A 25689-nucleotide genomic window follows, 5' to 3' on the forward strand; every position below is an offset into this window, starting at 1 on the left:
ATTTTAAAATGCACGAATCCGTACACCTATTGTCACTTAACGGACAATTACTTTTAGTTAAAACGAATGGCTTTGACCGGAAGAATGCGAGACACAAGATAGGTTGGTCCGAGCATCATTGTCATGGTTACAACGAGCACTCCCATGTTAAGAAGCAGCAAGTCAATCAGGTTTAAATGAACAGGAACGGTTGATAGATAGTAGTTAGCAGGATCAAGCTTAATAAACTGGGTATATTTTTGTAAAAGGCAGATAAAAATGCCTATTACATTACCCCATATCATACCTCTACCAATAATAAATCCGGATAAGTAAACAAACACTTTTCTCAGGCTCCAGTCTTCAGAACCCAGTGCTTTTAATATACCAATCATATTGGTTCGTTCCAGAATAAGTATGAGTAGTCCCGATATCATATTGAAACTGGCAACCAGGATTATAAGCAACAGAATAACATAAACATTTGTATCCAGGATATCGAGCCAGCCAAATATCTGTGGCTGCAGTTGTTTGATGGTTCTGTTGCGAAGCATTGTGCCATCCGCCTCCACTTTGGCACTTGTCAGGTAATAGATCTCTTCGTTAAGCTGCTCCATAAGCTTAAATTCAGAAACCCCTATTTCGTAACCTGTAATCTGCGACTCTTCCCAACCATTGAGCTTTTGAACATGTTTTAAATCAACAAAAGCAAACATCTTATCATATTCGGGGAAATGCGAGTTATAAATTCCCACAATATCAAACCGGCGAGCCAGAGCTTTGTCCTGTATAAAATACATCCGTATTTTATCTCCAATCTTTAACTCCAGTAAACGGGCAATCTCTTCCGATACAAGAATTTCATCTGACCGAACCGAATCATTATAAACAGGCAATCTTCCTTCAACCAATATGGATTGGATAAATTCCCAATTATATGCTTCGTCAACTCCCTTTAGAACAACCCCTTGAATGGCATCATTAGCCTTAATAATACCAGGTTTTGTGGCATATCGCTGCATATAGCTAACCCCGTCAAGTGACTGTACCTGGGCTTCCAGACCTTCATCGATCGAAATAGGATTGGTTTCAGGTGAATAATTGTAATCATAGCTCATGATTTGAATGTGAGAGGCAAAACCACTGATCTTCTCACGAATCTCCCCCTTAAAACCAAAACCAACAGCAATAGATATAATCATCACAATAACACCTAAAACGATGCCAAGAGTAGCCACCTTAATAACAGGTCCGGCCAATTTCTTCCCGGATAAACCACCAGAAGCAATTTTACGTGCTATAAAAAGTTCAATATTCAATGTGTACGGTTTTGTACAAAGTTAGAAAAAGCGTTGATAGTTCAGTATTGTCTGATACAATTCTGTTGATAACTACACAATGATATATAAAAAAACCGGGGCATAACCCCGGTTTCTTTGTTCCTTGAGACGTAAATCTATTAAAGAGTTCGTCCCGGATATGCTTTTAAGGCTGCTTCTAAAGTATCCAGAGCATTACCTAAATCTTCTTTGTTAAGAACATATGCGATGCGTACTTCGTTCTTCCCGGCACCTGGCGTGCTGTAAAAACCTGAAGCCGGAGCCATCATCACAGTTTGACCTTTGTGCTCGAAATCACTCAAAATCCACTGACAGAATTTATCTGAATCATCAATTGGTAATTTAGCCACAGTATAGAAAGCTCCTTTGGGTGTTGGTGTGTATACACCTTCAATTTTATTTAAGCCTTCCACTAAGAAATCACGACGTGCAATATACTCAGCATATACTTCATCAAAATACTCTTTAGGGGTATCCAAAGAAGCTTCAGCTGCAATCTGACCAAATCCAGGAGGGCTTAAACGTGCCTGACCGAATTTAAGAGCTGTATCTAAAATTGATTTATTCTTAGTTACCAAAGCCCCAATACGTACACCACACTCACTGTAGCGTTTTGACACCGAGTCAAACATTACCACGTTATTCTCAATCCCTTTCAGGTGCATGGCCGAAATATGCTTCTCACCATCGTAACAAAACTCGCGATAAACTTCATCTGAGAAAAGGTATAGATCATGTTTAAGCACAATTTGCTTTAACTGATCCATTTCTTCCTGAGAGTACAGGTATCCGGTTGGATTATTAGGGTTACAGATAACGATTGCCTTCGTGTTTGGCGTAATCATTTTCTCAAACTCCTCAATAGCCGGTAAAGCAAAGCCATCTTCAATGCTCGAGCGAATCGGCTTAACCTCAACACCTGCCGACACTGCAAAACCATTATAGTTTGCATAGAAAGGTTCAGGAATGATGACCTCGTCACCCGGATTTAAACATGTTAGAAAGGCAAAGGTGATAGCTTCAGAACCTCCGGCAGTGACTAATATTTCATTCTCATCAACATTGATATCAATGCTTTGATACATCTTAGCCAACTTTTGACGGTAGCTCACAATTCCTGCTGAATGGCTGTATTCAACCACTTTCAGGTCAATATTACGAATAGCATCAAGTGCCACTTCAGGCGTTTTAATATCAGGCTGTCCAATATTTAAATGAAATACTTTTGTTCCCTTTGCTTTTGCCGCCTCGGCAAATGGCACCAACTTACGAATTGGTGATGCCGGCATCTGCAATCCTCTATCAGAAATATTAGGCATTGTATTACTTTTTAATGCGTTTCTACATGTTAAAATCTCATGGCAAATTTAGGCTATATATTGATATAAAATTCATGCTTTTCAACAGTTTTTTTGCCTGATTTTTCTCATATTTTCATGTGCCTTTTTACGTCTCGTCAGAATGTTTATTTTTGTCACAAATCATTTTGACCATGCACAAAGGGATCACAACTATAATATTATTGACAGCCATTAGCTTTTCCACTCTTTCACAAATCGTTAGCATCGACAAACGTCGAACTAAAGATCCCAATAAGGGGTTTCAGGGCGATATTAACCTTGGCTTGAACTTTGTGCACACCACCACTGACATGACACAAATAATGTCACGTCTTAAGTTACAATACAACGATAACGATAATACTTACCTGTTTTCATCGGACATAGGATTCAGTAAGGTTGATGACGAACGTAATGTCAATAACGGTGGGCTGATGTTCAAGTATAATCACTGGGTACCTGATAAAATTATTATTGCCGAGGCTTTTTATCAATATCAGTATAACCGCGTAAAGCAATTGAAACACCGTCATGTATTAGGAGGTGGACCCCGCTTTAATATTGCCGACAAAGAAAAATTCTCGCTGTTCCTGGTTGCATATACCATTTACCTGAATGAACTGTTTGAGACTGATACCTATGAACGTCGAAAAAGCCTTGTGAAATTCAGTTCTATGCTTTCAACAGACTGGCAAATGACCGAAAACTCATCATTATCACATAGTACATATTACGAACCTGACTATTCTGACCCTGCCGATTTTCGTATTTGGAGCGAAACGCGATTTAATGTCAAAATAACCAGGAAATTTGCCTTTGCCCTTTATCTGCGCTTTGATTACGACAACCTTGTACCGCCAGAGGTAGATCAATTGTTTTACACTATCAACAACTCATTCAGCCTGAAATTTTAGAAATTTCATGACTTACTGTAACCTTTATTGATTCCTGTGCGCCTTACATTGAAATTATTGTCAATTTGGTGATCAGCTGCTATTATATTTAATAATAACATTTATTTTAGCATAGTTTTTGATTGGTCCCGTAAAGTTCAATCATTTAACTTAAACCAAACTACTTAATTCTAAACCTATGCACAAGATCTGTTTTGTTGTATTGTTATTCATGTTGCCTGCATTATCCTTTGCCCAGGGAGTTAAAGGAATCGTTAATGATGAAGCAGGCAATACAATACCGTTTGCCACCATTTATTTAAAGGAAACAACCACCGGAACAACCACCAATGACTTAGGGGAATACGAAATTCAACTTCCTGCAGGCAAATACACCATCGTTTTTCAAGGCCTGGGCTTTCAAAAAACAGAAGTAACTGTTAATGTAAGCGACAGCTTTATCACCAATGACATTGTACTTAAAAAACAAGAATACCGAATTAAAGAGGTAAGGGTTTATTCCGGTGGTGAAGATCCCGCCTACCCCATTATGCGAAAAGCCATTAGCCTGGCACCCTACTATCAGCGACAGACAGAGCAATATAAAGCTGAAGTATACCTAAAGGGCAGTCTTTACATGAAGAAGATTCCAAAACTTATACAAAGAATGATGAAAGCTGAGGTAGATGACAATGAGTTGGTGATCGAAGAAGGTAAAACTTACACCATGGAATCGATGAATGAAATTGACTTTAGCGCACCAGATATCTATGAGCACACCGTGTTATCTTCACGTTCAACATTCCCTGGTTCTGAAGAAGACAATGTGATGAGTTATATTACCTACAGCTTTTACGAACCTCATCAGGATATGGCCATATCGCCCCTTGCACCCAATGCCTTTTCTCATTATAAATTTGTCTACGAAGGTTTCTTCTATGAAGGCGACGTAGCTGTCAATAAAATCAAGATTGTACCAAGGCGTAAAAGTCAGCAAACATACAGCGGCTACATTTACATTGTTGATAACTTATGGAATATCCACTCGATAGATGTTACGAACAATGCCTTTTTTGGAGTTATCAACGTCAAACAGGTATATGCACCAGTTAAAGAACGCTCCTGGCTACCCATCAGCCACCGCTTTAAGGTAGAAGCATCAATCATGGGTGTAAAAGCTGATTTTCGTTATGCGGGATCGGTTAAGTACTCCGATATAAAACTGAACACCAATTTACCGGTTCCTTCCACTTTAATGAAGCAATATGCTGCCGAAGAAGCTGCTAAAAAGGCGGCCGAAAAGCAGGCGCAAAAGGAACAGGAAATGACACGTCAGCAGAAAAAGATGGAAGAACTGCTGGCCAAAGAAGAATTGTCAAACCGGGATATGATAAAATTATCGCGTCTCATTGAAAAAGAATCCAGAAAAGAGGAAGAGTTAAAAGACCAATCACTGGAAATTAAAAACACCTATCATTTCAAACACAAAAAAGACAGTGTTAAAAAAGATTCTACCTATTGGGAAAGCATGCGCCCCATACCTCTAACAAGCGATGAACTGCGTAGTTTTGAAATCAAAGATTCCATTAAGCTGGCTAAAATGGAGACTGACACCGTTAAAACTGAGAAGAAAAAGAAATCGGTGTTCAGTAAAATATCAGGTGGTTTTCTATCTGGTCACACTTTTTATGCCAACGACTCAGCTACCCGGATTACCTACCATGGTCTTATCGGCTTGAGCCAGGTCGATTTTAATGCCGTTGATGGCTGGAGCTATGAACAACGCTTTACCCTGCGACACACCATAGACTCTCTTCGTTCCTGGGGAGTTACGCCATCAGTAGCCTATGCTTTTTCACGTGAAAAGGTACTATGGGATGCCAATGCATGGTACTCATTTGGTTCAAAAAGCCGAACGAGAATAAGTGTTTCAGGAGGTCAGCAAAGCAAGGATTTTAACAGTAAATACGGTATTGACCGAACACTGAATATGATCTCTTCCTTATTCTTCAAAGACCACTATATGAAGCTTTACCAAAAGGATTTTGCCGCTATTAATGGTTCATTTGAACCTGTTCATGGAATGCGGGTCCGACTGGCTGCCTCTTACAGCTCATATAAACAGCTTGAAAATACCACCAACTGGTCAATTATTGATCAGGATAAGGACTACGCTCCAAACGTACCGCCCAATGACCAGGTAACACCTGAACATCTGATGGATCAGTCTGACATGTTTACATCCCTTGAAGTCAGCTATACTCCACGAATGCGTTACCGTATGTATAAAGGGCGTAAATACAATGTTGGTTCCAGGTACCCTACCTTAACAGTCAATTATCAGCGCGGCTTGAGCAATGTGTTTGACTCTGATGCTGATTATGAGTTGTTCCGTGGTGAGATATCTCAAAAGAAAGAATGGGGTATTTTTAACGCGTTTAACTGGCAGCTTGGTGCCGGATACTTTTCGCGCAATGACCAAATGCACTTTTCACGATTCCAGCATTTCAACACCTCTGAGATACCTGTTAATTTTAAATCGTGGGAAAATGCCTTTATGCTGCTCGATGATTATCGTTACAGCACCAATGAGTGGTTTGCCAAAGCCCACGTTTCCTATACAACTCCATATTTGTTACTGAAGTTCCTGCCGGGACTCAGCAACCGCCTGTGGACCGAAAACCTCTACTCCAGCTACTTAACACAACCTAACTACAAAAATTATGTGGAGGTGGGCTATAGTATGAACCAAATATTCCTGATTGGCAGTGCGGGTGTTTTTGCAGGCTTTGAAGATGGCAGTTATGCCCGATGGGGCTTTAGAGTTGGGATCAATATAAATTAAACATATTAAGAATAATAACAGGCTGTCCAAAAAAAATATTTCTCGCAAAGAACTCAAAAGAGAAAGTTCGCAAAGTTCGCAAAGTATTAAATTATAAAAACATATACTTTGCGGTCTTTGCTTAATACTTGGCGAAATTTGTGTGAAACCTGAATTCACTCCTCTTTCAGGCATAAAATCTACACCCATCCAAAGATCAAGGCAGTTGAAATAAGTGTTAGAAAAACCGATACCAGCAACTGAATAGTGCGCATAGTAACTTTCTTGAGTAATTTCTTCCCCAGTAAAGCACCCCCTATAGCTGCCAATGTAGCCGATATAAGCAGTGTAGTATTTTCGTGCAGGTGTGCCGCCGAAAAACGTGATGCATATACCGACAGGCGTGTCAAATCTACCAGGCACGCAATCACAACTCCAGTTGCAATAAAGGCTTCTTTGGATAATCCGCTTCGCACCAAAAAGGCGGTGCGTAAGGCTCCCTGAATACCTGTCAGACCACCAAAAAATCCACTTAACGCACCGCCAATTATCAGTTTATCCTTAGCAAATCGTATCCGTTGTATTGAGGGAAGCACTTCAATAACTGAAAAAACCATGAGCAGAAGTCCAATTATTAGCTTTACCGGTGAAATATCATATTCATTACCGAACAATGTATATTGAAACAGTGATGGCAAATCCATCATCTCCATTAATAGCCACGCACCTCCAAAGGCAGCCAAAATAGCAGGCACTCCAAATCGCCACAAAACCTGCATATTTGTCTTTCGGCCTACTAAAGCAATTTTAAATAAGTTATTCGTAAAGTGAACCACTCCGGTCAAGGCAATGGCTACATCAATGGGAAAAAACAATGCAAATACCGGTGCCAGTATTGTTCCAAGACCAAAACCCGAGAAAAATGTCAGAATGGCCGTTATAAAGGTAACTAGTGAAATAATTAAAATGTCCATGTTTCTGTATTTAAGATTTATACAGCAAAACTAACGGACACGGTTCTGAATGTGATGGTGCAATTAATTGTAAAAATGGTATTATTGAAAATAGTGATCCCTGTATTGTTTAGGCGTTAAACCGACATGCTTTTTGAAGAACTTAACAAAGTTGGAACTATCTGAAAAATGCAGAAATTCTGCTATTTCATTCATGTTATAATCCGTATGAAGAATGTATCTCTTAGCTTCTAAAACAAGCTGTTTATTAATCACCTCACTGGCGCTTACTTTTAATTCTTTCTGACATATATGATTAATATTCTGAGGCGTTGTATTTAACACTTCAGCATACTCATGCACCTTCTTAAGCCTTGGCACCTCCCTTGATATCAATTGATTAAACCGCGTCAACAAAGTTACTGTTCTCTTTTGTTGTGAATTGACCATCTGCAATTCATCGCTTAGCTTGGTAAATATTGTTAACAGTAAAGCATCCATCACTTTCTTTGATGATGAAAGGCTAAACTCAGCATGCATCAATTCCAATAATGTTTCATAAAACTGTGGAGATTGCAAACTTATTCGAACCAGGTCAAACAACTGCTTTAACAACTTAAGTAATTGACCATCATGGATACTGTCAAATGCCTCCTCTTTAAACAAGAGTACAAAGCCTTTTGGTATAGAAGTAAACTGCCAGTAATGCAACTGACCGGGCTTTAGAAAAAAGCACTCAGCAACCGAAATCTGATAGCGATCAGACTCAATGGAATGAAACCCTTCCCCACTCAACAGAAAGATTAACTCATAATACTGGTCGTGCTTATGCGGTTTGGTCCGCTTGATGACTTCCTTAAAACGGGAAACTTTAAATAATCGCCCTTCCAGTTTATCTTTAATAACTATTCCTGAATCCATTCTGTATTTATTATCAATGAAAGTTAATTACTTTCTGTCATGTTGCAAACAATAACAAGTATGCACTTGTTAAATTCTATGCTGGTTCGCTATCTTGCGGGCTTGTTGTATAGATAATAATTTTGCAAAATATGATTCAACCTAAAAACCATATACTTGTCATTTTTGGTGCTTCTGGCGATTTAACCTATCGTAAGTTAGTTCCGGCTGTATTCGATCTGTTTGAACAAGGATTGTTACCTGAAAAATTTGCCATCCTCGGATTGGGAAGAACCGACTTGAGCAATACCGATTTTCGTCAAAAGATGAAAGACGGTATCAAGCAGTTTTCCTTAAATAAGCCTGATGATGAAGCGAAACTTAACAGCTACCTTGAAAAGCTGCACTACTTTTCTTTTGACACCAAGGAACCCGATGAATACTGCCTGTTAAAAGGTAAACTGCGTGAACTGGATGAAGAGTGTGGCACCGAAAACAATTTTATCTACTACCTGGCAACACCGCCAAGTATGTACAAGATCATTCCCGAGCAGCTTTCACTGCAAGGCTTGAGCGATGAATCAACAGGGTTTAAAAGGCTGATAGTTGAAAAACCGTTTGGCTATGATCTTGCAACTGCCCAGAAGCTTAACAATCAATTACTCAAATACTTTAACGAAGAGCAGATTTACCGCATTGACCATTACCTTGGTAAAGAAACTGTTCAAAACCTGCTGGTAACCCGCTTTTCAAATGGTATTTTCGAACCATTATGGAACCGCAACTATATTCATCATGTTGAAATAACAGGAGCCGAGAATATAGGTGTTGGCAATCGCGGAGGATACTACGAAGGATCGGGTGCAATGCGGGATATGATTCAAAATCACTTATTATTGCTGGTAGGACTGGTAGCCATGGAGCCGCCAGCTTTAATTGACTCCAACAATATTCGTAATGAAATTGCCAAGGTGTTCCACTCCCTGCGACCAATTAAAGAAAAGGAGGTTGCTCAGTATGCCATTCGCGGTCAGTACATTGCGTCTACCATTAAAGGTCAAAAGGTAAATGGCTATCGCGATGAAGAAGGTGTTGCGCCAGACTCTCGTACAGAGACCTTTGCTGCCATTAAACTATTTATCGACAACTGGCGATGGGCCGATGTACCATTTTATATACGCAGTGGCAAAATGATGCCTACTCGTGTAACTGAAATCGTTATTCATTTTAAGGCCACACCACATCACCTGTTTGCCGATGATGAATCCATCGCTAAAAACCACAACCAGCTGGTTATTCGTATACAACCCGATGAAGGAGTACTGATGAAATTTGGCATGAAAGTACCCGGAGCAGGCTTTAAGGTGCAAAATGTTAATATGGATTTTCATTACAGCGACTTATCAGACACCTATTTGCCAAGTGCTTATGAACGCTTACTGCTCGACTGCATGTTAGGCGACAGCACACTCTATCACCGGGGAGATGCAGTGGAAGCAGCCTGGAAATTTGTTGACCCCATACTTAATGCCTGGAAAAGCGACAGCAGCATTCCTGTTCATGGTTATCCGGCCGGAACATGGGGGCCCGATGTTTCAGATGAACTAATTGAAGAAAAAAACATTACGTGGCGCTACCCTTGTAAGAACCTGGCCAATGATGGCAATTACTGTGAATTGTAATTTGAGTCATTAAATTAAGATTCAAGACTATTAACATGATTATAAAAATGAAAAATGAGCTATTGATAACTAATATAAATTCATCATCAGGTCGACAGTTCATCTCCTGATAGCTATCGGAATCGACGGGTAGACGATATAACAGTTTGACAGTTCATCAACCATTAACTCCCAACTAAAGAGCCATGCAAAAGATATTCGATAATAAAGAAGAATTAGCCAGATACTTTGGAGATTTACTATTGAAAGCCAGCCAGGAAAAACCTGAATTACACATCGCACTATCGGGTGGAAGTACGCCAAAGACTATTTTCGAGGTCCTGGCAAAAAACTATGCAAAGTCAATTGACTGGACTAAAATCCGCTTCTTTTGGGGAGATGAGCGTTGCGTCGCACCCAATGACCCGGAGAGCAATTTTGGCATGACCCGCGAATATCTCTTTGACCATGTTAAGACACGCGGAGTAAATATTTTCAGAGTAAAAGGTGAGTTAACGCCTAATGAGGCATTAGCTGACTACATCAGGCAAATTGATGAAAATGTTCCCAAACTCAATGGTCTACCTTGTTTTGACATGATGCTTTTAGGCATGGGCGACGACGGTCATACTGCTTCAATTTTCCCACACCAGGCCCAACTATGGAATAGCAAAGCCATATGCGAACTGGCACAGCACCCTGAAACAGGACAAAACAGAGTGACCCTGAGCGGAAATGTTATCAACAACAGTCAACAGATATTCTTTTTGGTCACCGGCGGCAATAAGGCTGAAAAAGTGGATGAGATCATTAATCAGAAAGGCAATTATAAGCAATATCCAGCTGCAATGGTTGATACAAATAAAACAGTCTGGCTAATGGATGCAGATGCAGCTAACAAATTAATGAAATGATCCGGGAAACTTTTACCATCTCATCTGTTTCAGGAAAGAAGTTATTTGGACAAACCTGGAGAACACCTGCAACTCCCAAAGCTGTGGTCGTATTAGTGCATGGTTTTGGCGAGCACTGTTCTCGTTACACTACATACATCAAGCTTTTCGAACACGAAAACATTGCCTTTATCAGTATGGATCAAATCGGGCATGGTCAATCAGAAGGTAAGCGTGGCCTTATTCAGTCATATCAGCAATTGCTTGATGATGTTGATAAGTTAATAGATAAAGCTGAATCATTGTACCAGGGTATTCCCAAGTTTCTGTATGGTCATAGCATGGGTGGTAACATAGCCTTCAATTACCTGCTGCAACGCAATTACCCGTTTAAAGGCGCCATTATCTCATCACCATGGCTAAGGTTAAGCAATGAATTATCTGCTGTTTCCAGACTCTTTGTCCGCCTTTTTAGTTACCTCATTCCCAATGTAACAACTAAAAGCAGAATGGACTCCAATCATATCAGCAGTAACCGACATGAAGTTCAGGCTTATAACATTGACGAACTCAACCACGGACGCATTTCCTTTCGTCTGCTAAACAACATTATGAAGCAAGGCAGGTGGGCCATGGCCAACAGTAAGCTACTGAAAGTACCAACGCTGCTGCTTCACGGAAGTAAAGACCAGATTACATCGCACCTGGCCAGCAGGGATGTTGCAGCCAAAACACCGGAATCCATCCAATACATCGAATTCGACGGCATGTATCATGAGGTACATAATGATGCGCAACGCGAATTACTTGCCGGTAAATGTATCGAATGGATCAAAAAGAGGATAGAGAACTAAGATCAGAGTCGTTAAAAATACACTACACACTGTATTACTGCCATTTACAATCACTCTTAAAACATCATAAAATCATTACGGGAAGTTTCATAAAACATAAGGAGCATTTTTAAAAACCATTACGGGGATTTTTAAAAATCAATTTATCACAAAAAGAGATCATTAGGATGTTTGTCGATTAAATTTGCCCCTCGCCTTCAGCTCCATTGGTAAAATACAATCGTAAACAAAGCGATTAACAGGTACATCCACGCCATATTTCTCTGCCAGCTTAACCACTGTCCCGTTCTGGTAATCAATTTCTGAAGGCTTACCCTCCCACACATCGCGCGTAAGAGACGAAGTAGATTCATAGGCCACCGCATCAATCACAGCAATGGTTTTATCTATAAAATCAGGCTTAATCTTTACACCCTTTTTCTGCGAAACAGCATATATTTCATTCAACAAGGCAATCATCATCTGCCGTGTTTCTTTCAGCTCGCGTAGTTCACCATAGCTTGTTTTTGTCACTGCCAGCAAAGCACTGGTGCAGATAAAAATAAACTTCTTCCATACATCGGCCTCAATATCACGTGAAGCTTTACAGGCGATACCTGCATTGTCAAATAACTGACTTAAAACCTCCATTTCTGGTGTTTGTACTCCATTTCTCTCTCCGAAAACAATTTCAGGTTTAAAACCAACATGGTTAATCACACCAGGCGCTTCTATTAAACTAAAGATCCGGCACAAACCTCCCATCACCTGCTTTTCAGGGATAACTTCAGCTAATTCATCGGCAGCCATCACGCCATTTTGCAAAGGCAAAACAATACTTTTTTCATGAATGATCTGCTTTATATCATTCCTGATATCCTTTATCTGCCAAGCCTTTACTGCTGTCAAAACTAAGTCGGCATTCGTAATATCGGTGATCGTATCACTAACTTGAGCATTGGGAATATGCATATCTCCATTAACACTTTTGACCAGCAATCCGTTTGACCTGATAGCCTCCAGGTGCTGCCCGCGGGCTATAAATGTTACATCATTGCCTGCCTGAGCCAGTTTGGCTCCAAAATATCCACCTACGCCTCCTGTTCCAATAACTGCAATTTTCATGTTCTTGTAAGTTTTTCTTAAATATCAATAACCTGCCATTGTAATACCTTAACAGGTACATGCCTGTACTTAATTTCATGACAAATATAAATTCATGAATCCGAATATTGTTATTTGAATAAGCAATATCCACGATATTTTTCATATGATTTGTAAATAAACGATTGTTTGGATTTATATGAACAATCGGTTTAAGTGGGTCGATAACATACTACACGATTGACAACTATCCTACAGAAACATGTTAATAATGCGAAGAATTCCTGAAGCGCCAGTTCAATACATCTTGTATATATAATGACCTTTAGATGATTTGGTCTTTCTTATTAATTGTGCCCGTCAATTATTTACATGATCGAGCATTAGCTATATCGGTGCATGGAACAGAAGCGCAAAGAAAAATTGCTGTTGCACCGGATTGATGGGCATGAGTTAACCCGGTGGCTATGTGCCCGCCGAAATGGCTGAACCGGATCGATTTCATGATATATATATTAAATCACCCAATGAAAATTCCTATTTTACAATAATACACTTACAGGAGCAGTTTATAGCAGATTTCTGTACCATTATGCCCTAAAAATGGCTTCGGTAATTCCATGAGTCTTCTTCGGAGCTCCTTCGGTATTTCTTCGGGACTTCTTCGGATCAACCTCGCTGGCAGCGAGGTTGATCCGAAGAAGTCCCGTATTTATTAGGGAGCAGGCGCCTCTGTGCCAGGACGCTTTAACAGGACGATTTTATTGCCATTTTGTTAAATACGAACCCAGCAAACGGGCCTCGGTATATTAAAATCTAACATGATTTAAGCAGATTTTTTCAGGCGAGCCAACGACTCGTTTAAAGGCCGAAAACTATTCAATGAATTGATCTGCTGTTAAAATCTAAAAACAAAAACTAAAATGCATTGTTATAATACCGACTCACCCAATATCGTTATTATGAAAAGGTTATTATCGCTTATAATCCTAAGCGCAGGCTTGCTGCTTACAAGCGGGTGTCATTCTAAGAACACCAGTAAACTACCCAATAATGCAGAACGATTATATAATGATTACTGCATTGGTTGTCACAATGATAATAAATCTCCTTTCACCAACCGGCAATGGTTGTTTGGCAGCAGCAAAGATGAAATTATTAACAGCATAAAACTGGGACGTATATCCTATGGTATGCCATCATTTGAGAAAGGATTAAACGATAAAGAGATCGAACAACTGGCCGATTACATTCTGACACTTTCCGAGGCAAAAACGTCAGAACCTGACGAATCATCATCTTCGTCCACCATACACAAAAGTGAAGTGCAATCTTTCAGGGTTGATACCATTGTCGATGGACCGGATGTTCCCTGGGGCTTAGAGTTTTTACCTGATGGTCAGCTGCTCATTTCTGAACGCAGTGGTGCCCTGTTGCTTTTCACCACTGACAAGCAACTTTTAACCATTAACAATTCTCCTGAAGTATTTGCAAAAGGACAAGGAGGATTGCTTGACCTTGAGCTACACCCCCGCTATGAAGAAAATGGCTGGATATATATAGCCTACTCATCACCTGATGATGACAATAAAGGCATTGCCAATACGGCTATTATGAGAGCCCGCCTGCAAGGCACTCAACTAACAGATAAAGAGTTAATATTTAAGGCTTCTCCTTCCACGAACAAACGTCATCACTTTGGATGTAAACTTGAATTCGATAAAGAAGGCTACCTCTATTTCTCAGTTGGTGACAGAGGAAACCGGGATCGTAATCCCCAGACATTGGATAACGACTGTGGCAAGATTCACCGAATTCATGATGATGGTCGTATACCCAAAGACAATCCGTTTGTCAATGATAAAGATGCACGCCCTACTATCTACTCATACGGACACCGCAATCCGCAAGGCGTCTGTATGCATCCTGAAACAGGACGTATCTGGACCGATGAACATGGCCCCAAAGGTGGTGATGAAATCAATATCATTGAGGCCGGCAAAAACTATGGCTGGCCGGTCATTTCATTTGGCATCAATTATAACGGAACAACATTTACAAACGATACCGCCAAAGCGGGCATGGAACAGCCACTGCATTACTGGGTACCCAGCATCGCCCCATGCGGAATGACGTTCGTCAAGGGCGATCGCTATCCTAATTGGAAAAACAATATACTAACCGGTTCCCTGCGGTTTGAATATCTTCACAGAGTAGTGATCAATGGTGAAAACATTATCCATGAAGAAAAGCTGTTGGAAGGGATTGGCAGAGTTAGAAATGTTGAAATGAGTCCTGACGGCTATATCTATGTGGCCATTGAAAAACCAGGGAAAATATTGAGGCTAGTGCCAATAGATAATTAAATGTTGCATAAGGCTCTATTGACATACAAGTACTGTGCAGTGCGGATTCTAATAGTGATGACCACTCTGCTCATTACATTAAGCAGTCGTGCACAAACGTCTTTTGCAAATGCTGATACGACAGAGATCAAGCCTCTTCAACTTGATGAAGTCACAATAAATGCACCGGTCACCATTCTGTCTGAGCAGCAGTGGCCGGGCAGTATCGTTCATATTGATTCATTGACGATTCATGCCGGTAACTCATTCCTATTGTCACAACAGCTTAATAATATGCCGGGTGTATTAATGCAGCAGGGAGCACTTAATACCAGCAGGATAACCATCAGGGGCATTGGTTCACGCACCCCTTATAACAGCAATCGCATAAAGGCTTATTGGGGAGATATTCCGATAACCGATGGGGATGGTGTAACATCAATAGAAGACATTGGATTTAACGACATCAACAGCATCAGAATATTAAAAGGTCCGTCATCAGCTCTTTATGGCGCCGGATTGGGAGGCGTGGTTCTTATTGATCCATGGCACAGAACTACCCGGACAAGCCTGACTGCAAATAGCGAAACTGGCAGTTATGGAACATTCTCCAACCAGTTGTCGGCTGCGATCAAACACAACAAAGGCACTACAGGGATAACAGCCAATCACCTCACCTCCGATGGCTACAGGGATAACAGTGAATATGAGCGTTTCAACATCACCCTGAAAGCCAGATACAGTCTGGGTACCCATATATTGCATTATCTATATAATTATCGATACCTCAATGCTCATATACCAAGTTCACTTGACAGTATCGACTTTTATAATCAACCTGAAAAAGCAGCTGACTCCTGGGCAGCTATCGAAGGCTATGAAAAATCCCAAAGGCAGATCCTGAACATCGGCCTGAGCTCAGGCCTTGGCAATCGCCTTTCCAACTCACTCAATCTGTTTGGCATTACAACAGGTCTGGATGAACTCAGACCCTTTAACCGTCTTGATGAAAAAAAAAGGGCTATTGGCATCCGTAATAAACTGACATACCAAACAGGTCGTTTCCGACTAACTGCCGGACTTGAGGCCATGAATGAATTCAATACCATAAAACTATATGGTGTGAAGCCAACTAATGAGGGACAGCTATTGAGTGAAAATGACATAGAACGACGCTACATCAATCTTTTCGGCTTACTCGATATCGATGTCACTGATAAACTAATTATACAAACAGGCTTAAACTTTAATAGTACAGCATATAAGAATGAGGATCAGTCAACCGGACAAGAGTCGAACCATCAATACCCGGCCACCCTGTCTCCCCGCTTGGGCATCAATTATGCACTCACTAACACGTCCAATCTTTTCGCGGCGGCTGGTCATGGGTTTTCAACGCCATCTGTCGAAGAAGCACAAATGCCCGATGGTAGCTTTAATGCCTCAGTGAAACCTGAGGAAGGTTACCATTTCGATATCGGTTATCGTTACGAGTCGGTAAATAACAAGACCAAAGCCGATCTGACAGTTTATTGGATGAAACTGAATAACCTACTGGTTACCAAACGCGAAAGCGAAGAAATATTCTATGGCATCAATGCCGGGGAAACAAGTCATAAAGGATTAGAAGTATCAGCCTGGCATCAATTGCTCATTAATACAAACAACACCATCGTTTTTAAAGGTACATTCTCAGGCTCCATCAATCAATTTGAAGATTTCACAGATGACGGGGTTAACTATAGTCAAAAGCATCTTCCGGGTATTCCTGAGTACACAGCTCATCTGTCAGCTGACTATACGCTAAAACACAGCCACTTCCATTTTAACTATCAGTTCTTTGGTCAGCAATACCTCAATGACAGCAACAGTAAAACATATACTGATCACAGTGTACTAAATGGTAAAGTGAGTCATCGTATTCAAATAGCAGGTCTGTCAGGCAGTTTATATCTCGGAATTAATAACATAGCGGATAATCATTATGCGTCGATGCTACTTATTAACGCCCCCTCTTTTGGCTCTAAGCCGCCAAGGTATTATTACCCGGCACCGCCACGAAACTGGTATGCAGGCATTATCATTCAATTATAGGGTATGATGCTGACTGATTAAAATCATGATATATTTCTTTATTTAATTGCAGATTTTTTTCTTTATAATTGTTTTACAACCAATAATTTACAGCACATCACTGGCAATATTGCTTAATTATAGCTAATTAACTGTAAGATAATCCTCTTATTTTAATTCATTCTAAATACAAATATGTTTCCTTAGTTACAACAATTCCATTACTTCGTTACATTTGTGACCCTACGTATATGGCAGACATAGATTACATAGAACACGAAGGCTTTGTGGAAGAAGTTAATCCACAGCATGTAAAAGTGAGAATTGTTAACGAATCGGCATGTGCTTCTTGCCATGCAAAAGGTTCATGTACAGCGGCTGATTTACAGGACAAACTGATTGATGTCTATCAATTTGAAAGTGACCTGCATGTCGGGCAAAAAGTCATGCTTTTGGGTAAGAAATCGTTGGCTCCCAAAGCAGTATTACTGGCTTACATCTATCCTATCATTCTCATTTTAGCGGCTCTTATATCAACATTCTACCTAACTAATAATGAATTATTAGCAGCCGGATTAGCATTGGCCATTCTTGTTCCGTATTATGCTATCATATACGCCAATAAAAATAAGCTGAAAAGAACTTTTTCATTTACTATAAAACATCAAATCAACTAAATATGAATGTTGTTCTGATAACTATAATTTCGTTAGGTGTGTTAGGGGCTTTAGCTGCTATCATACTTTATTTTGTAGCACAGAAATTCAAAGTTTTTGAAGATCCGCGAATCGATCAGGTTGAAGAAGCATTACCAGCTGCCAATTGTGGTGGATGTGGTTTCCCTGGATGTAGGGCCTTTGCTGAGGCCATGGTTAAATCTGATGACATTTCAGATTTAAACTGTCCGGTGGGTGGTGCTGATACCATGAGTGCAGCAGCAGCTATTTTAGGTAAAGAAGTTGCAGCAGCAGCTCCGATGGTAGCCGTTGTTCGTTGTAACGGAACGTGCGAAAACCGTCCTCGCATCACAGAGTATGACGGTGCTACTTCTTGTTCAATTGCATCATCTTTATACGGTGGTGACACGGGCTGTTCAAATGGATGTTTAGGCTTAGGCGAATGTGTTGATGCCTGTGCATTCAATGCCATGTACATGGATGAAGAAACAGGACTTCCTGTTATTATTGAAGACAACTGTGTATCATGCGGTGCTTGTGTGGATGCGTGTCCTAAGAACATCATTGAGCTTCGCAAAAAAGGACCTAAGAACCGTCGCATTTTTGTATCGTGTATTAATACCGACAAAGGTGCAGCTGCTAAAAAAGCATGTTCGGCGGCATGTATTGGTTGTAAAAAATGTCAGAAGATCTGTCCATTCGATGCCATTACTGTTGAAAACAACCTGGCCTACATCGACTACGACAAATGTAAATTATGCCGTAAGTGTGTAGCAGAATGTCCAACCAATGCAATTCATATGGTTAACTTCCCGCCTCCGAAGCCTAAGGTGGAAAAACCAGTGGAAGAAAAAGCAGAATAGAAGCGCTTAAAAAAATAAAAACAGTATTAAACATTATAAAATAGGAGGACCAATCGTGTTAAAAACATTCTCATTAGGAGGGGTTCACCCGGCAGAAAACAAATTCTCAGCCGGTCAAAAGATTGAGGTCTTGCCCGTTCCCGAGCAAGTTTCGGTTCCTATTGCCCAACATATTGGAGCACCTTCAGAGCCTGTTGTTAAAAAAGGTGATGAAGTAAAAGTGGGTCAGTTAATTGCCAAATCAACCGGTTTTGTATCAGCCAATATCCATTCACCTGTTTCAGGTACTGTATTTAAAATTGACGAAGTTTTAGATGCCAGTGGTTACAAACGCAAAGCAATCATCATTAAAGTTGAAGGCGATGAATGGGATGAAAGCATTGACCGCTCAGAAGAATTAGTTAAGGAAATTACAGCTTCGCCAGAAGATATTATTAAGAAAGTGGGTGAAGCAGGTATTGTTGGACTAGGTGGTGCAACCTTCCCTGCTCATGTTAAGCTTTCTGTTCCTCCGGGAAAAAGCTGTGAGGTATTAATATTGAACGGGGTAGAATGTGAGCCATATTTAACAGCTGACCACCAGTTAATGATGGAAAAAGGCGATGAAATCATGGTTGGAACACAATTACTAATGAAAGCTCTTAAAGTGGATAAGGCGATCATTGGTATTGAGAACAACAAGCCTGATGCCATTAAGCACATGAGCGATCTTGCCAAAAATTACACTGGCATTAGCATTCAATCATTGAAAGTTCAGTATCCTCAGGGTGGTGAAAAACAGCTGATCGATGCTTGTATTGGCCGTCAGATCCCTTCGGGTAAGTTACCTATTGAAGTTGGCGCCGTTGTTCAGAATGTAGGTACGACGCTGGCCGTTTATGAAGCGGTACAAAAGAATAAGCCTCTGTTTGAACGCGTTGTTACAGTGACCGGTAAATCTGTAACTAAACCATCGAACTTCCTAACCCGTATTGGTACGCCCCTTAATCAACTGATTGATGCGGCCGGCGGACTACCTGAAGATACCGGTAAGGTAATTGGTGGTGGTCCAATGATGGGTAAAGCACTTTCTTCTATTGAAGTACCGATTACCAAAGGTAGTTCTGGTGTGCTGATCATGCCTCAGCCAATTGCCAAACGACCTAAATTGGAGGCATGTATCCGCTGTTCAAAGTGTGTATCTGTTTGTCCAATGGGATTGTCTCCTTATTTACTGAGCACAGTGTCTGACAAAGCGATTTGGGACAGAGCAGAAGAGGAAAAGATCATGGACTGCATCGAATGTGGCTCATGTAGTTACACCTGCCCTGCCGGTCGTCCATTGCTGGATTACATCCGCTTAGGAAAAGGCAAGGTTGGACAAATCATGCGAAGCAGAACTAAATAATTAAGAATATTATAATACAATATAAAATGAATAGGTTAACCGTATCACCATCCCCGCATGTGCACAGTGGCGACTCTGTGAAAAAGAACATGTATGGGGTGATTATAGCCCTTCTTCCGGCACTGGCAGCCTCTTTGTACTATTTCGGCCTGGGCGCTGTAATAGTAACCTTAACAGCGGTTGTGTCATGCGTATTTTTTGAGTGGGCTATTCAAAAGTTCCTGTTAAAAACCGAGTCAACCGTTATGGATGGTTCAGCGGCTTTAACCGGATTACTTCTAGCTTTTAACATGCCTACCAACCTTCCAATATGGATCATTATCATTGGTAGTTTAGTGGCCATTGGAATAGGTAAGATGTCATTTGGTGGATTGGGGAACAACCCGTTTAACCCAGCCTTGGTTGGACGTGTCTTTTTACTTATCTCATTCCCTGTGCAGATGACCTTGTGGCCAAAACCTGTGGTTTCTCAAGCGCACTATCTTGATGCTGAAACTGGTGCAACACCTCTGTCAATTATGAAAGAGGGATTGGCCAATGGCGAAAGCGTAAGTAGCTTAATGAACCATGCAGATATGCCATCCATTACTGAGATGTTCTTTGGTTTCTCTGGAGGTTCAGCAGGGGAAATTGCCGCAGTAGCCTTATTGGTAGGATTGCTGTTTATGCTGATCAGAAAGATCATCACATGGCACATTCCTGTAGCAGTACTTGGTTCAATCGCGGTATTCACCGGAATATTACACTTAGTGAATCCTGATGCCTATGCAGGTCCTTTGTTTCACCTGTTAACGGGAGGTGTTATGTTAGGTGCTATTTTTATGGCAACCGACTATGTTAGTTCTCCTATGGCTAACAAGGGAATGATCATATACGGTATTGGTATTGGAGTTATAACCGTTGTAATACGTGTTTTCGGTGCCTATCCGGAAGGTGTTTCATTCGCTATCCTGATTATGAACGGATTTGTACCTCTAATTGATAAATATGTGAAACCTAAGCGTTTTGGCGAAGTTGTGAAACCAGCTAAAGCTTAATGCAGGAAAAATAAGATCATGGCAAAAACAGAATCGACGCTTAAAAATATGGTTTTAACCCTGCTGGTAATCACATGTATAGCAGGGGCTTCACTGGGCGCTATGTATGAGCTCACTAAAGGACCTATTGCAGCTGCAAAAGCTGCCAAGCAGCAAGCTGCAATTAAAGAAGTAGTACCTGGGTTTGACAACAACCCGGGTGAAGAAATGTATGAACTGACATCGAAAGAGGGTTTTGTAATTAAACTTTTCCCGGCTAAAAAAGGCGGTGAGCTAATTGGTGTTGCTATCGAATCACAAACCAATAAGGGGTTTAGTGGCAATATTAAAATAATGGTTGGCCTAAAGCCTGACGGTAGTATCATTAATTACCAGGTGCTGGAACATAAAGAAACACCAGGTTTAGGTACCAAGATGGCCGATTGGTTTAAATCCGACAAAGGCAATCAAAGCATTTTGGGTAAACACCCCAAAAACAACAACCTGACTGTCAGCAAAGACGGTGGTGAAGTAGATGCTATTACAGCAGCTACCATTAGTTCACGTGCATTTTTAGATGCGGTGCGCATCGCTTACGAAACATATACTGAAAACCAAGGCAGCCAGCCGGTTGCTGTAAATACCTCGTCTGAGGAAGGAGGTGCAGAATGAATCAGTTAAATAATTTTACCAAAGGATTTTTCAAGGAGAATGCTGTATTTACCCTTCTTTTGGGTATGTGTCCTACGCTTGGAGTAACATCTTCAGCCTTTAACGGTTTGGGTATGGGATTGGCAACAACGTTTGTATTGGTTATGTCAAACCTGGTGGTTGCTCTTATCAAAAACTTTATTCCGGATAAAGTACGTATCCCTTCATTTATTGTGGTGATCGCAACTTTTGTAACGATCGTAGAAATGACCATGCAGGCATATGTACCGGCATTATTTGAGTCATTGGGATTATTTATTCCACTGATTGTAGTAAACTGTTTAGTACTGGGGCGCGCTGAAGCATTTGCTTCAAAAAACAATCTTATCTCATCTATCATCGATGGATTGGGAATGGGACTTGGTTTTGCAATGGCCCTTACAATTCTAGGTGCTATCCGTGAGATACTGGGTAGCGGTAAAATGTTTGGAGCAGCTATCTTCCCTGAACATTATGGTATGTTGGTATTTGTTTTAGCACCAGGTGCTTTTATTGCACTGGGATACCTGATCGCATTTATTAACCATGTTAAAAAGGAGGCTTAAACCATGGAATATGTATTAATTGTAATATCGGCCATCTTTGTTAACAACATTGTATTAAGCCAGTTTTTAGGAATATGCCCTTTCTTAGGTGTTTCTAAAAAGATTTCTACCGGTATTGGTATGACAGGTGCTGTTACCTTTGTTATGGTAATTGCAACCATTGTAACATTCTTTATCCAAAAAGCAGTACTTGAACCTTTTGGGGTTGAATACCTGCAAACAATAACCTTTATTCTGGTAATTGCTTCATTGGTGCAATTGGTAGAGATTATTCTTAAAAAAGTAAGTCCTCCATTATACCAGGCCTTAGGTGTATTTCTACCTCTGATTACCACTAACTGTGCTATACTGGGTGTGGCAATTCTGGCTCTTGGTCTTGAAGACACTAATATTGTTAAGTCGGTAGTATTTGCTATATCTCATGCTATTGGATTCGGCTTAGCCTTAATTACTTTTGCCGGAATTCGTGAGCAGCTTGATCTGATGGATATTCCTAAAGGAATGAAAGGCACACCAATTGCCTTGGTAGTGGCAGGTTTGTTAGCATTAGCATTTATGGGCTTTGCCGGTATTGTTTAAGAAACAATTATAGAATTGATATATGAAAGAGAAGTTCTCATTGAGCTTCTCTTTTTTATTTCAGCAGCTTGGGTATAATAAAACTAAAGCGGGTACCAACATCGCGTTGCGATTCTACATTTATATGCCCGCCAAGCAATTCAACATAGGCCTTTGTTATGGCCAGGCCTAAACCAGTCCCCCCCTTTTTAACGTCAGTATCTTTGGCCTGCCAGAAGCGGTCAAATATAAAATCCACATCATTGGTATCAATACCAATACCTGAATCCTGAACGAACAGCTCAATTTCAGAAGACTTAAGTATCTCATAACCAAAAATCACCTGCCCTTTTGTGGTAAACTTAATGGCATTGGATATTAAGTTAGTCAATACCTGGCGCAATTTAACCTCATCAGAGTATATCTCAAACTCAGTATGGTCACCCTGCTCAAATACCAATTCAATGCCTTTATCGTTTGCCAGATCGTAGAAAAAAGCCTGCAGGTCCAAACCCAAACGCACCATATCAAAATAACCGGCACGCACATCAATCTGGCCGGATTCAATCTTTGAAATATCAATGATATCATTAATAATATTGAGTAGCTGACTTGAGCTTTGGTGAATGAGCCTCACATACTCCCTTCTGTCATCAGGTGTTAAACCATCAAACTGCAAGAGCTCAGAGAAACCAACAATACCATTCATCGGCGTGCGAATTTCGTGCGATAGATTTGCCAGGAAAGCTGACTTCAATCGATCACTTTCCTCCGCGTCCTGCTTCGATTGTCGTAACTCCTTCTCCAAATGAAGGTGTTCACTGACAGCTTTAGCCAGCTTCAGGTTTTTATACCCCATGGCTGACAATTCGATGGTGAGAACATTAAGCAGGTTCAGTATCTTTTCAAAATTATTGGGAGCAACCTTTACCATCTTCTCAAAGTCAGTGATAATACTGCTATCATCCAATCCCAGACTCCGTGTATATTTAAGTAAATGCTCAGGATCCAAATTATTGGGTCTCACCTGTCCGATCAACCAGTTGCCAATATGATTACCATCAACAATAATAGGCGAAGCTGCATCAATAAAACCACATGATTGACAGGGGCTTGAGACAGGCCCTTGAACTTTTTTAGCCCGCTCTCCTAATTCCCGTGCACTTTTAACACACATTCGCTGCCCCTTTTCAGTTGACCGCACTTTTTCGCAAATGCTATTGGAAAAAGACATTTTTGTTATAGGATCTCCATTAACATTAGTAATAAGAGAAGAAATTCCCGTGGCAAATGAAAAGGCGTCCTGCATTTTTTGTAATTGATCCAACTCAAAAACATCAAGGAGGGTTATTTGCTTAGCATCAACTAGCGGATGCACAATATTGTCAATCTCTTTTCGTAATATTCGCTCATTATCCATCAGGTTGCTGACCTTGCGCTTCTGCTCACTTACATCTCTGAAAACAATGATTACAAGCTTATTTCCAACCTGTTGAAAACTATTTATTCCCAGCTCTGCGTCAAATTCATCACCATTAATACGGCGCAATCGCCACTCAACATTCTGAGGATTTCCTTTTTCAGCTTCAGTTATATAAACATTGGCATAAGCGGGCGACTTTTCATCAGGTTGGTATGTCGCTGACAACTCCACAAGGCTTTTGCCGGCAATTTGTTTTAAGGGACCATGTAACTCTTCCATAGCCTTAGCATTGGCATCAATACAAATGCCATTATTAAAAACCAATATACCCTCACTAACAGACTCAAAGAGTGTTTGATACATGTTTTTATTGTCCACAATCTGTCGCTCATTCCTTACCCGAACCAACAAATTTGCAAAGGTTCGCGCCAATAACTTAAGATTGGACACTTCACTCTTTGACCATTGCTTTTGCATGTGAACATGATCAAGACCAACAAAACCAATAGGCTTTTCCCCTTCGCTGAATGGGATCATCAGAATGGACTGAATGCCCTCCTTGGCAAATTCTTCCCGCTCTTCAATGGCTTCATCAGGCAAATCATTTATATCATCAACACAAACCAGCTCCATCTTGAGAAGCTTTTTCTTGAGGTATGGAAAAGAGTTTATTGGAATGTTTTGTAATTCATCGATATAAGGATCAATACCTGCTGCACACCACTCATTGATATTGCTCTTAAACTTTAAATCCTCACTGTATTCAAAAACATAGCTTCTGTCACATAAGAAATAATTACCAACCATATTTAATGACTGATCAATTATCTGTGGTATCTCATCTACATTAACATTGGTATTATATGCCAATAACTGATCCAGCATCTCGCGATAAGCGATCATGTTATCAAGCTTCAACAGGCTTTCCTTGGGCAGTGTATTATCGCGAAATACCGCAATAATATAGTCATTCTCACCACTTTTAACCAATTGCACATAAGCCGATAACCATCTTACCTTTCCTAAGCGTACAGGCCAGTCAACCAACTTTGGCTCATCATATTCCAAAGCTTCAAATATCTCTGTTGCTGCACTTTGATTAAACTGATCGGCACGGCTGCAAAAATGACGCAATGAGTAGCACTTTCCTTTTTCCAGGTTAAAAAACTCACATGCTTTATCATTTACCAAAGTAGTTTCATACTCTGATTTATCAAAAACCACAGTCGGTTCTATCGCTGCGTTGACAATTAGTTTTATATCGTGCGATTGGCTGGTCATATACATCAGTAAAAGTAGCCTTTAAAGTATTAAATATATTGACCATTAACAAACCCGCCACTAATACAACACAAAACACCCACCTTAACC

The 25689-nt window shown here is 40.5% G+C and carries 20 protein-coding genes; 14 read left to right on the forward strand and 6 right to left on the reverse strand.

Going from position 1 to position 25689, the window contains the following annotated elements:
- Positions 1-53: 53 nt before the first annotated feature.
- Together ACRD69_RS08935 and ACRD69_RS08940 are read right to left on the reverse strand one after the other, a co-directional pair.
- The gene (locus tag ACRD69_RS08935; protein ID WP_430814730.1) at positions 54-1298 is read right to left on the reverse strand and encodes an ABC transporter permease; all 1245 of its coding nucleotides are present in this window, start codon (positions 1296-1298) and stop codon (positions 54-56) included.
- A 140-nt stretch (positions 1299-1438) separates the two neighbouring features.
- Entirely contained in the window at positions 1439-2638 is a 1200-nt protein-coding gene (locus ACRD69_RS08940; RefSeq protein ID WP_430814731.1) for a pyridoxal phosphate-dependent aminotransferase, read from the reverse strand.
- Positions 2639-2811: 173 nt separating this feature from the next.
- Between ACRD69_RS08940 and ACRD69_RS08945 the strand changes: the two genes are divergently transcribed.
- Both ACRD69_RS08945 and ACRD69_RS08950 read left to right on the forward strand, forming a co-directional pair.
- Positions 2812-3573, forward strand: coding sequence for a DUF481 domain-containing protein (locus ACRD69_RS08945; protein WP_430814732.1), 762 nt, complete (start codon positions 2812-2814; stop codon positions 3571-3573).
- Positions 3574-3751: 178 nt separating this feature from the next.
- On the forward strand, positions 3752-6397 hold the full coding sequence (locus ACRD69_RS08950) for a DUF5686 family protein (RefSeq protein ID WP_430814733.1): 2646 nt from the start codon (positions 3752-3754) through the stop codon (positions 6395-6397).
- A gap of 179 nt (positions 6398-6576) precedes the next feature.
- Here ACRD69_RS08950 and ACRD69_RS08955 read toward each other — a convergent pair whose 3' ends face one another.
- Positions 6577-7350, reverse strand: a complete 774-nt coding sequence (locus ACRD69_RS08955; RefSeq protein ID WP_430814734.1) for a sulfite exporter TauE/SafE family protein — start codon at positions 7348-7350, stop codon at positions 6577-6579.
- A gap of 81 nt (positions 7351-7431) precedes the next feature.
- A complete protein-coding gene (locus tag ACRD69_RS08960) occupies positions 7432-8250 on the reverse strand; it encodes a helix-turn-helix transcriptional regulator (protein WP_430814735.1) in 819 nt (272 codons plus the stop codon).
- Between the two features lie 131 nt (positions 8251-8381).
- Here ACRD69_RS08960 and zwf point away from each other — a divergent pair, with 131 nt between their 5' ends.
- From zwf to ACRD69_RS08975, 3 genes are all read left to right on the forward strand, one after another.
- Positions 8382-9911, forward strand: coding sequence for a glucose-6-phosphate dehydrogenase (gene zwf / locus ACRD69_RS08965; RefSeq protein WP_430814736.1), 1530 nt, complete (start codon positions 8382-8384; stop codon positions 9909-9911).
- A 185-nt stretch (positions 9912-10096) separates the two neighbouring features.
- The gene (gene pgl, locus ACRD69_RS08970; RefSeq protein ID WP_430814737.1) at positions 10097-10804 is read left to right on the forward strand and encodes a 6-phosphogluconolactonase; all 708 of its coding nucleotides are present in this window, start codon (positions 10097-10099) and stop codon (positions 10802-10804) included.
- On the forward strand, positions 10801-11637 hold the full coding sequence (locus ACRD69_RS08975) for an alpha/beta hydrolase (protein WP_430814738.1): 837 nt from the start codon (positions 10801-10803) through the stop codon (positions 11635-11637). Before pgl ends, ACRD69_RS08975 begins: the two co-directional genes overlap by 4 nt.
- A gap of 162 nt (positions 11638-11799) precedes the next feature.
- Here the strand turns inward: ACRD69_RS08975 and ACRD69_RS08980 are convergent, their stop codons facing one another.
- Complete coding sequence (locus tag ACRD69_RS08980) at positions 11800-12741, reverse strand: ketopantoate reductase family protein (protein WP_430814739.1); 942 nt, start codon at positions 12739-12741, stop codon at positions 11800-11802.
- 941 nt (positions 12742-13682) lie between these two features.
- Here ACRD69_RS08980 and ACRD69_RS08985 point away from each other — a divergent pair.
- The 9 genes from ACRD69_RS08985 to ACRD69_RS09025 all read left to right on the forward strand — a co-directional run bounded on the left by ACRD69_RS08985 (position 13683) and on the right by ACRD69_RS09025 (position 22916).
- Positions 13683-15086, forward strand: a complete 1404-nt coding sequence (locus tag ACRD69_RS08985; RefSeq protein WP_430814740.1) for a PQQ-dependent sugar dehydrogenase — start codon at positions 13683-13685, stop codon at positions 15084-15086.
- Entirely contained in the window at positions 15087-17159 is a 2073-nt protein-coding gene (locus ACRD69_RS08990; RefSeq protein ID WP_430814741.1) for a TonB-dependent receptor, read from the forward strand.
- Positions 17160-17389: 230 nt separating this feature from the next.
- The gene (locus tag ACRD69_RS08995) at positions 17390-17815 is read left to right on the forward strand and encodes a SoxR reducing system RseC family protein (protein WP_430814742.1); all 426 of its coding nucleotides are present in this window, start codon (positions 17390-17392) and stop codon (positions 17813-17815) included.
- 2 nt (positions 17816-17817) lie between these two features.
- A complete protein-coding gene (locus ACRD69_RS09000) occupies positions 17818-18678 on the forward strand; it encodes a Fe-S cluster domain-containing protein (RefSeq protein ID WP_430814743.1) in 861 nt (286 codons plus the stop codon).
- A gap of 55 nt (positions 18679-18733) precedes the next feature.
- A complete protein-coding gene (gene rsxC, locus ACRD69_RS09005) occupies positions 18734-20065 on the forward strand; it encodes an electron transport complex subunit RsxC (RefSeq protein WP_430814744.1) in 1332 nt (443 codons plus the stop codon).
- A gap of 26 nt (positions 20066-20091) precedes the next feature.
- On the forward strand, positions 20092-21102 hold the full coding sequence (locus tag ACRD69_RS09010; RefSeq protein ID WP_430814745.1) for an RnfABCDGE type electron transport complex subunit D: 1011 nt from the start codon (positions 20092-20094) through the stop codon (positions 21100-21102).
- Positions 21103-21120: 18 nt separating this feature from the next.
- Positions 21121-21753: an RnfABCDGE type electron transport complex subunit G gene (locus ACRD69_RS09015; protein ID WP_430814746.1), complete on the forward strand. Its 633-nt coding sequence runs from the start codon at positions 21121-21123 to the stop codon at positions 21751-21753.
- Complete coding sequence (locus ACRD69_RS09020; RefSeq protein ID WP_430814747.1) at positions 21750-22337, forward strand: RnfABCDGE type electron transport complex subunit E; 588 nt, start codon at positions 21750-21752, stop codon at positions 22335-22337. Before ACRD69_RS09015 ends, ACRD69_RS09020 begins: the two co-directional genes overlap by 4 nt.
- 3 nt (positions 22338-22340) lie before the next feature.
- The gene (locus ACRD69_RS09025) at positions 22341-22916 is read left to right on the forward strand and encodes an electron transport complex protein RnfA (protein WP_430814748.1); all 576 of its coding nucleotides are present in this window, start codon (positions 22341-22343) and stop codon (positions 22914-22916) included.
- A gap of 55 nt (positions 22917-22971) precedes the next feature.
- Here ACRD69_RS09025 and ACRD69_RS09030 read toward each other — a convergent pair whose 3' ends face one another.
- Positions 22972-25605 (reverse strand): PocR ligand-binding domain-containing protein, encoded by a 2634-nt coding sequence (locus tag ACRD69_RS09030; protein ID WP_430814749.1) that lies wholly within the window; start codon positions 25603-25605, stop codon positions 22972-22974.
- Positions 25606-25689 lie beyond the last annotated feature (84 nt).

The sequence above is a fragment of the Carboxylicivirga agarovorans genome (assembly GCF_050589845.1).
Classification (GTDB): domain Bacteria; phylum Bacteroidota; class Bacteroidia; order Bacteroidales; family Marinilabiliaceae; genus Carboxylicivirga; species Carboxylicivirga agarovorans.

Excerpts from the sequence above, each read along its gene's own strand:
- ACRD69_RS08980 (WP_430814739.1), bottom strand. The coding sequence starts at position 12,741 with ATGAAAATTGCAGTTATTGGAACAGGAGGCGTAGGTGGATATTTTGGA.
- ACRD69_RS08955 (WP_430814734.1), bottom strand. The coding sequence starts at position 7,350 with ATGGACATTTTAATTATTTCACTAGTTACCTTTATAACGGCCATTCTG.
- ACRD69_RS09000 (WP_430814743.1), top strand. The coding sequence starts at position 17,818 with ATGAATGTTGTTCTGATAACTATAATTTCGTTAGGTGTGTTAGGGGCT.
- ACRD69_RS09030 (WP_430814749.1), bottom strand. The coding sequence starts at position 25,605 with ATGTATATGACCAGCCAATCGCACGATATAAAACTAATTGTCAACGCA.
- ACRD69_RS09015 (WP_430814746.1), top strand. The coding sequence starts at position 21,121 with ATGGCAAAAACAGAATCGACGCTTAAAAATATGGTTTTAACCCTGCTG.
- pgl (WP_430814737.1), top strand. The coding sequence starts at position 10,097 with ATGCAAAAGATATTCGATAATAAAGAAGAATTAGCCAGATACTTTGGA.
- ACRD69_RS08950 (WP_430814733.1), top strand. The coding sequence starts at position 3,752 with ATGCACAAGATCTGTTTTGTTGTATTGTTATTCATGTTGCCTGCATTA.
- ACRD69_RS09020 (WP_430814747.1), top strand. The coding sequence starts at position 21,750 with ATGAATCAGTTAAATAATTTTACCAAAGGATTTTTCAAGGAGAATGCT.
- ACRD69_RS09025 (WP_430814748.1), top strand. The coding sequence starts at position 22,341 with ATGGAATATGTATTAATTGTAATATCGGCCATCTTTGTTAACAACATT.
- zwf (WP_430814736.1), top strand. The coding sequence starts at position 8,382 with ATGATTCAACCTAAAAACCATATACTTGTCATTTTTGGTGCTTCTGGC.
- ACRD69_RS08960 (WP_430814735.1), bottom strand. The coding sequence starts at position 8,250 with ATGGATTCAGGAATAGTTATTAAAGATAAACTGGAAGGGCGATTATTT.
- ACRD69_RS08940 (WP_430814731.1), bottom strand. The coding sequence starts at position 2,638 with ATGCCTAATATTTCTGATAGAGGATTGCAGATGCCGGCATCACCAATT.
- ACRD69_RS08985 (WP_430814740.1), top strand. The coding sequence starts at position 13,683 with ATGAAAAGGTTATTATCGCTTATAATCCTAAGCGCAGGCTTGCTGCTT.
- ACRD69_RS09010 (WP_430814745.1), top strand. The coding sequence starts at position 20,092 with ATGAATAGGTTAACCGTATCACCATCCCCGCATGTGCACAGTGGCGAC.
- ACRD69_RS08990 (WP_430814741.1), top strand. The coding sequence starts at position 15,087 with ATGTTGCATAAGGCTCTATTGACATACAAGTACTGTGCAGTGCGGATT.
- ACRD69_RS08945 (WP_430814732.1), top strand. The coding sequence starts at position 2,812 with ATGCACAAAGGGATCACAACTATAATATTATTGACAGCCATTAGCTTT.
- ACRD69_RS08975 (WP_430814738.1), top strand. The coding sequence starts at position 10,801 with ATGATCCGGGAAACTTTTACCATCTCATCTGTTTCAGGAAAGAAGTTA.
- ACRD69_RS08995 (WP_430814742.1), top strand. The coding sequence starts at position 17,390 with ATGGCAGACATAGATTACATAGAACACGAAGGCTTTGTGGAAGAAGTT.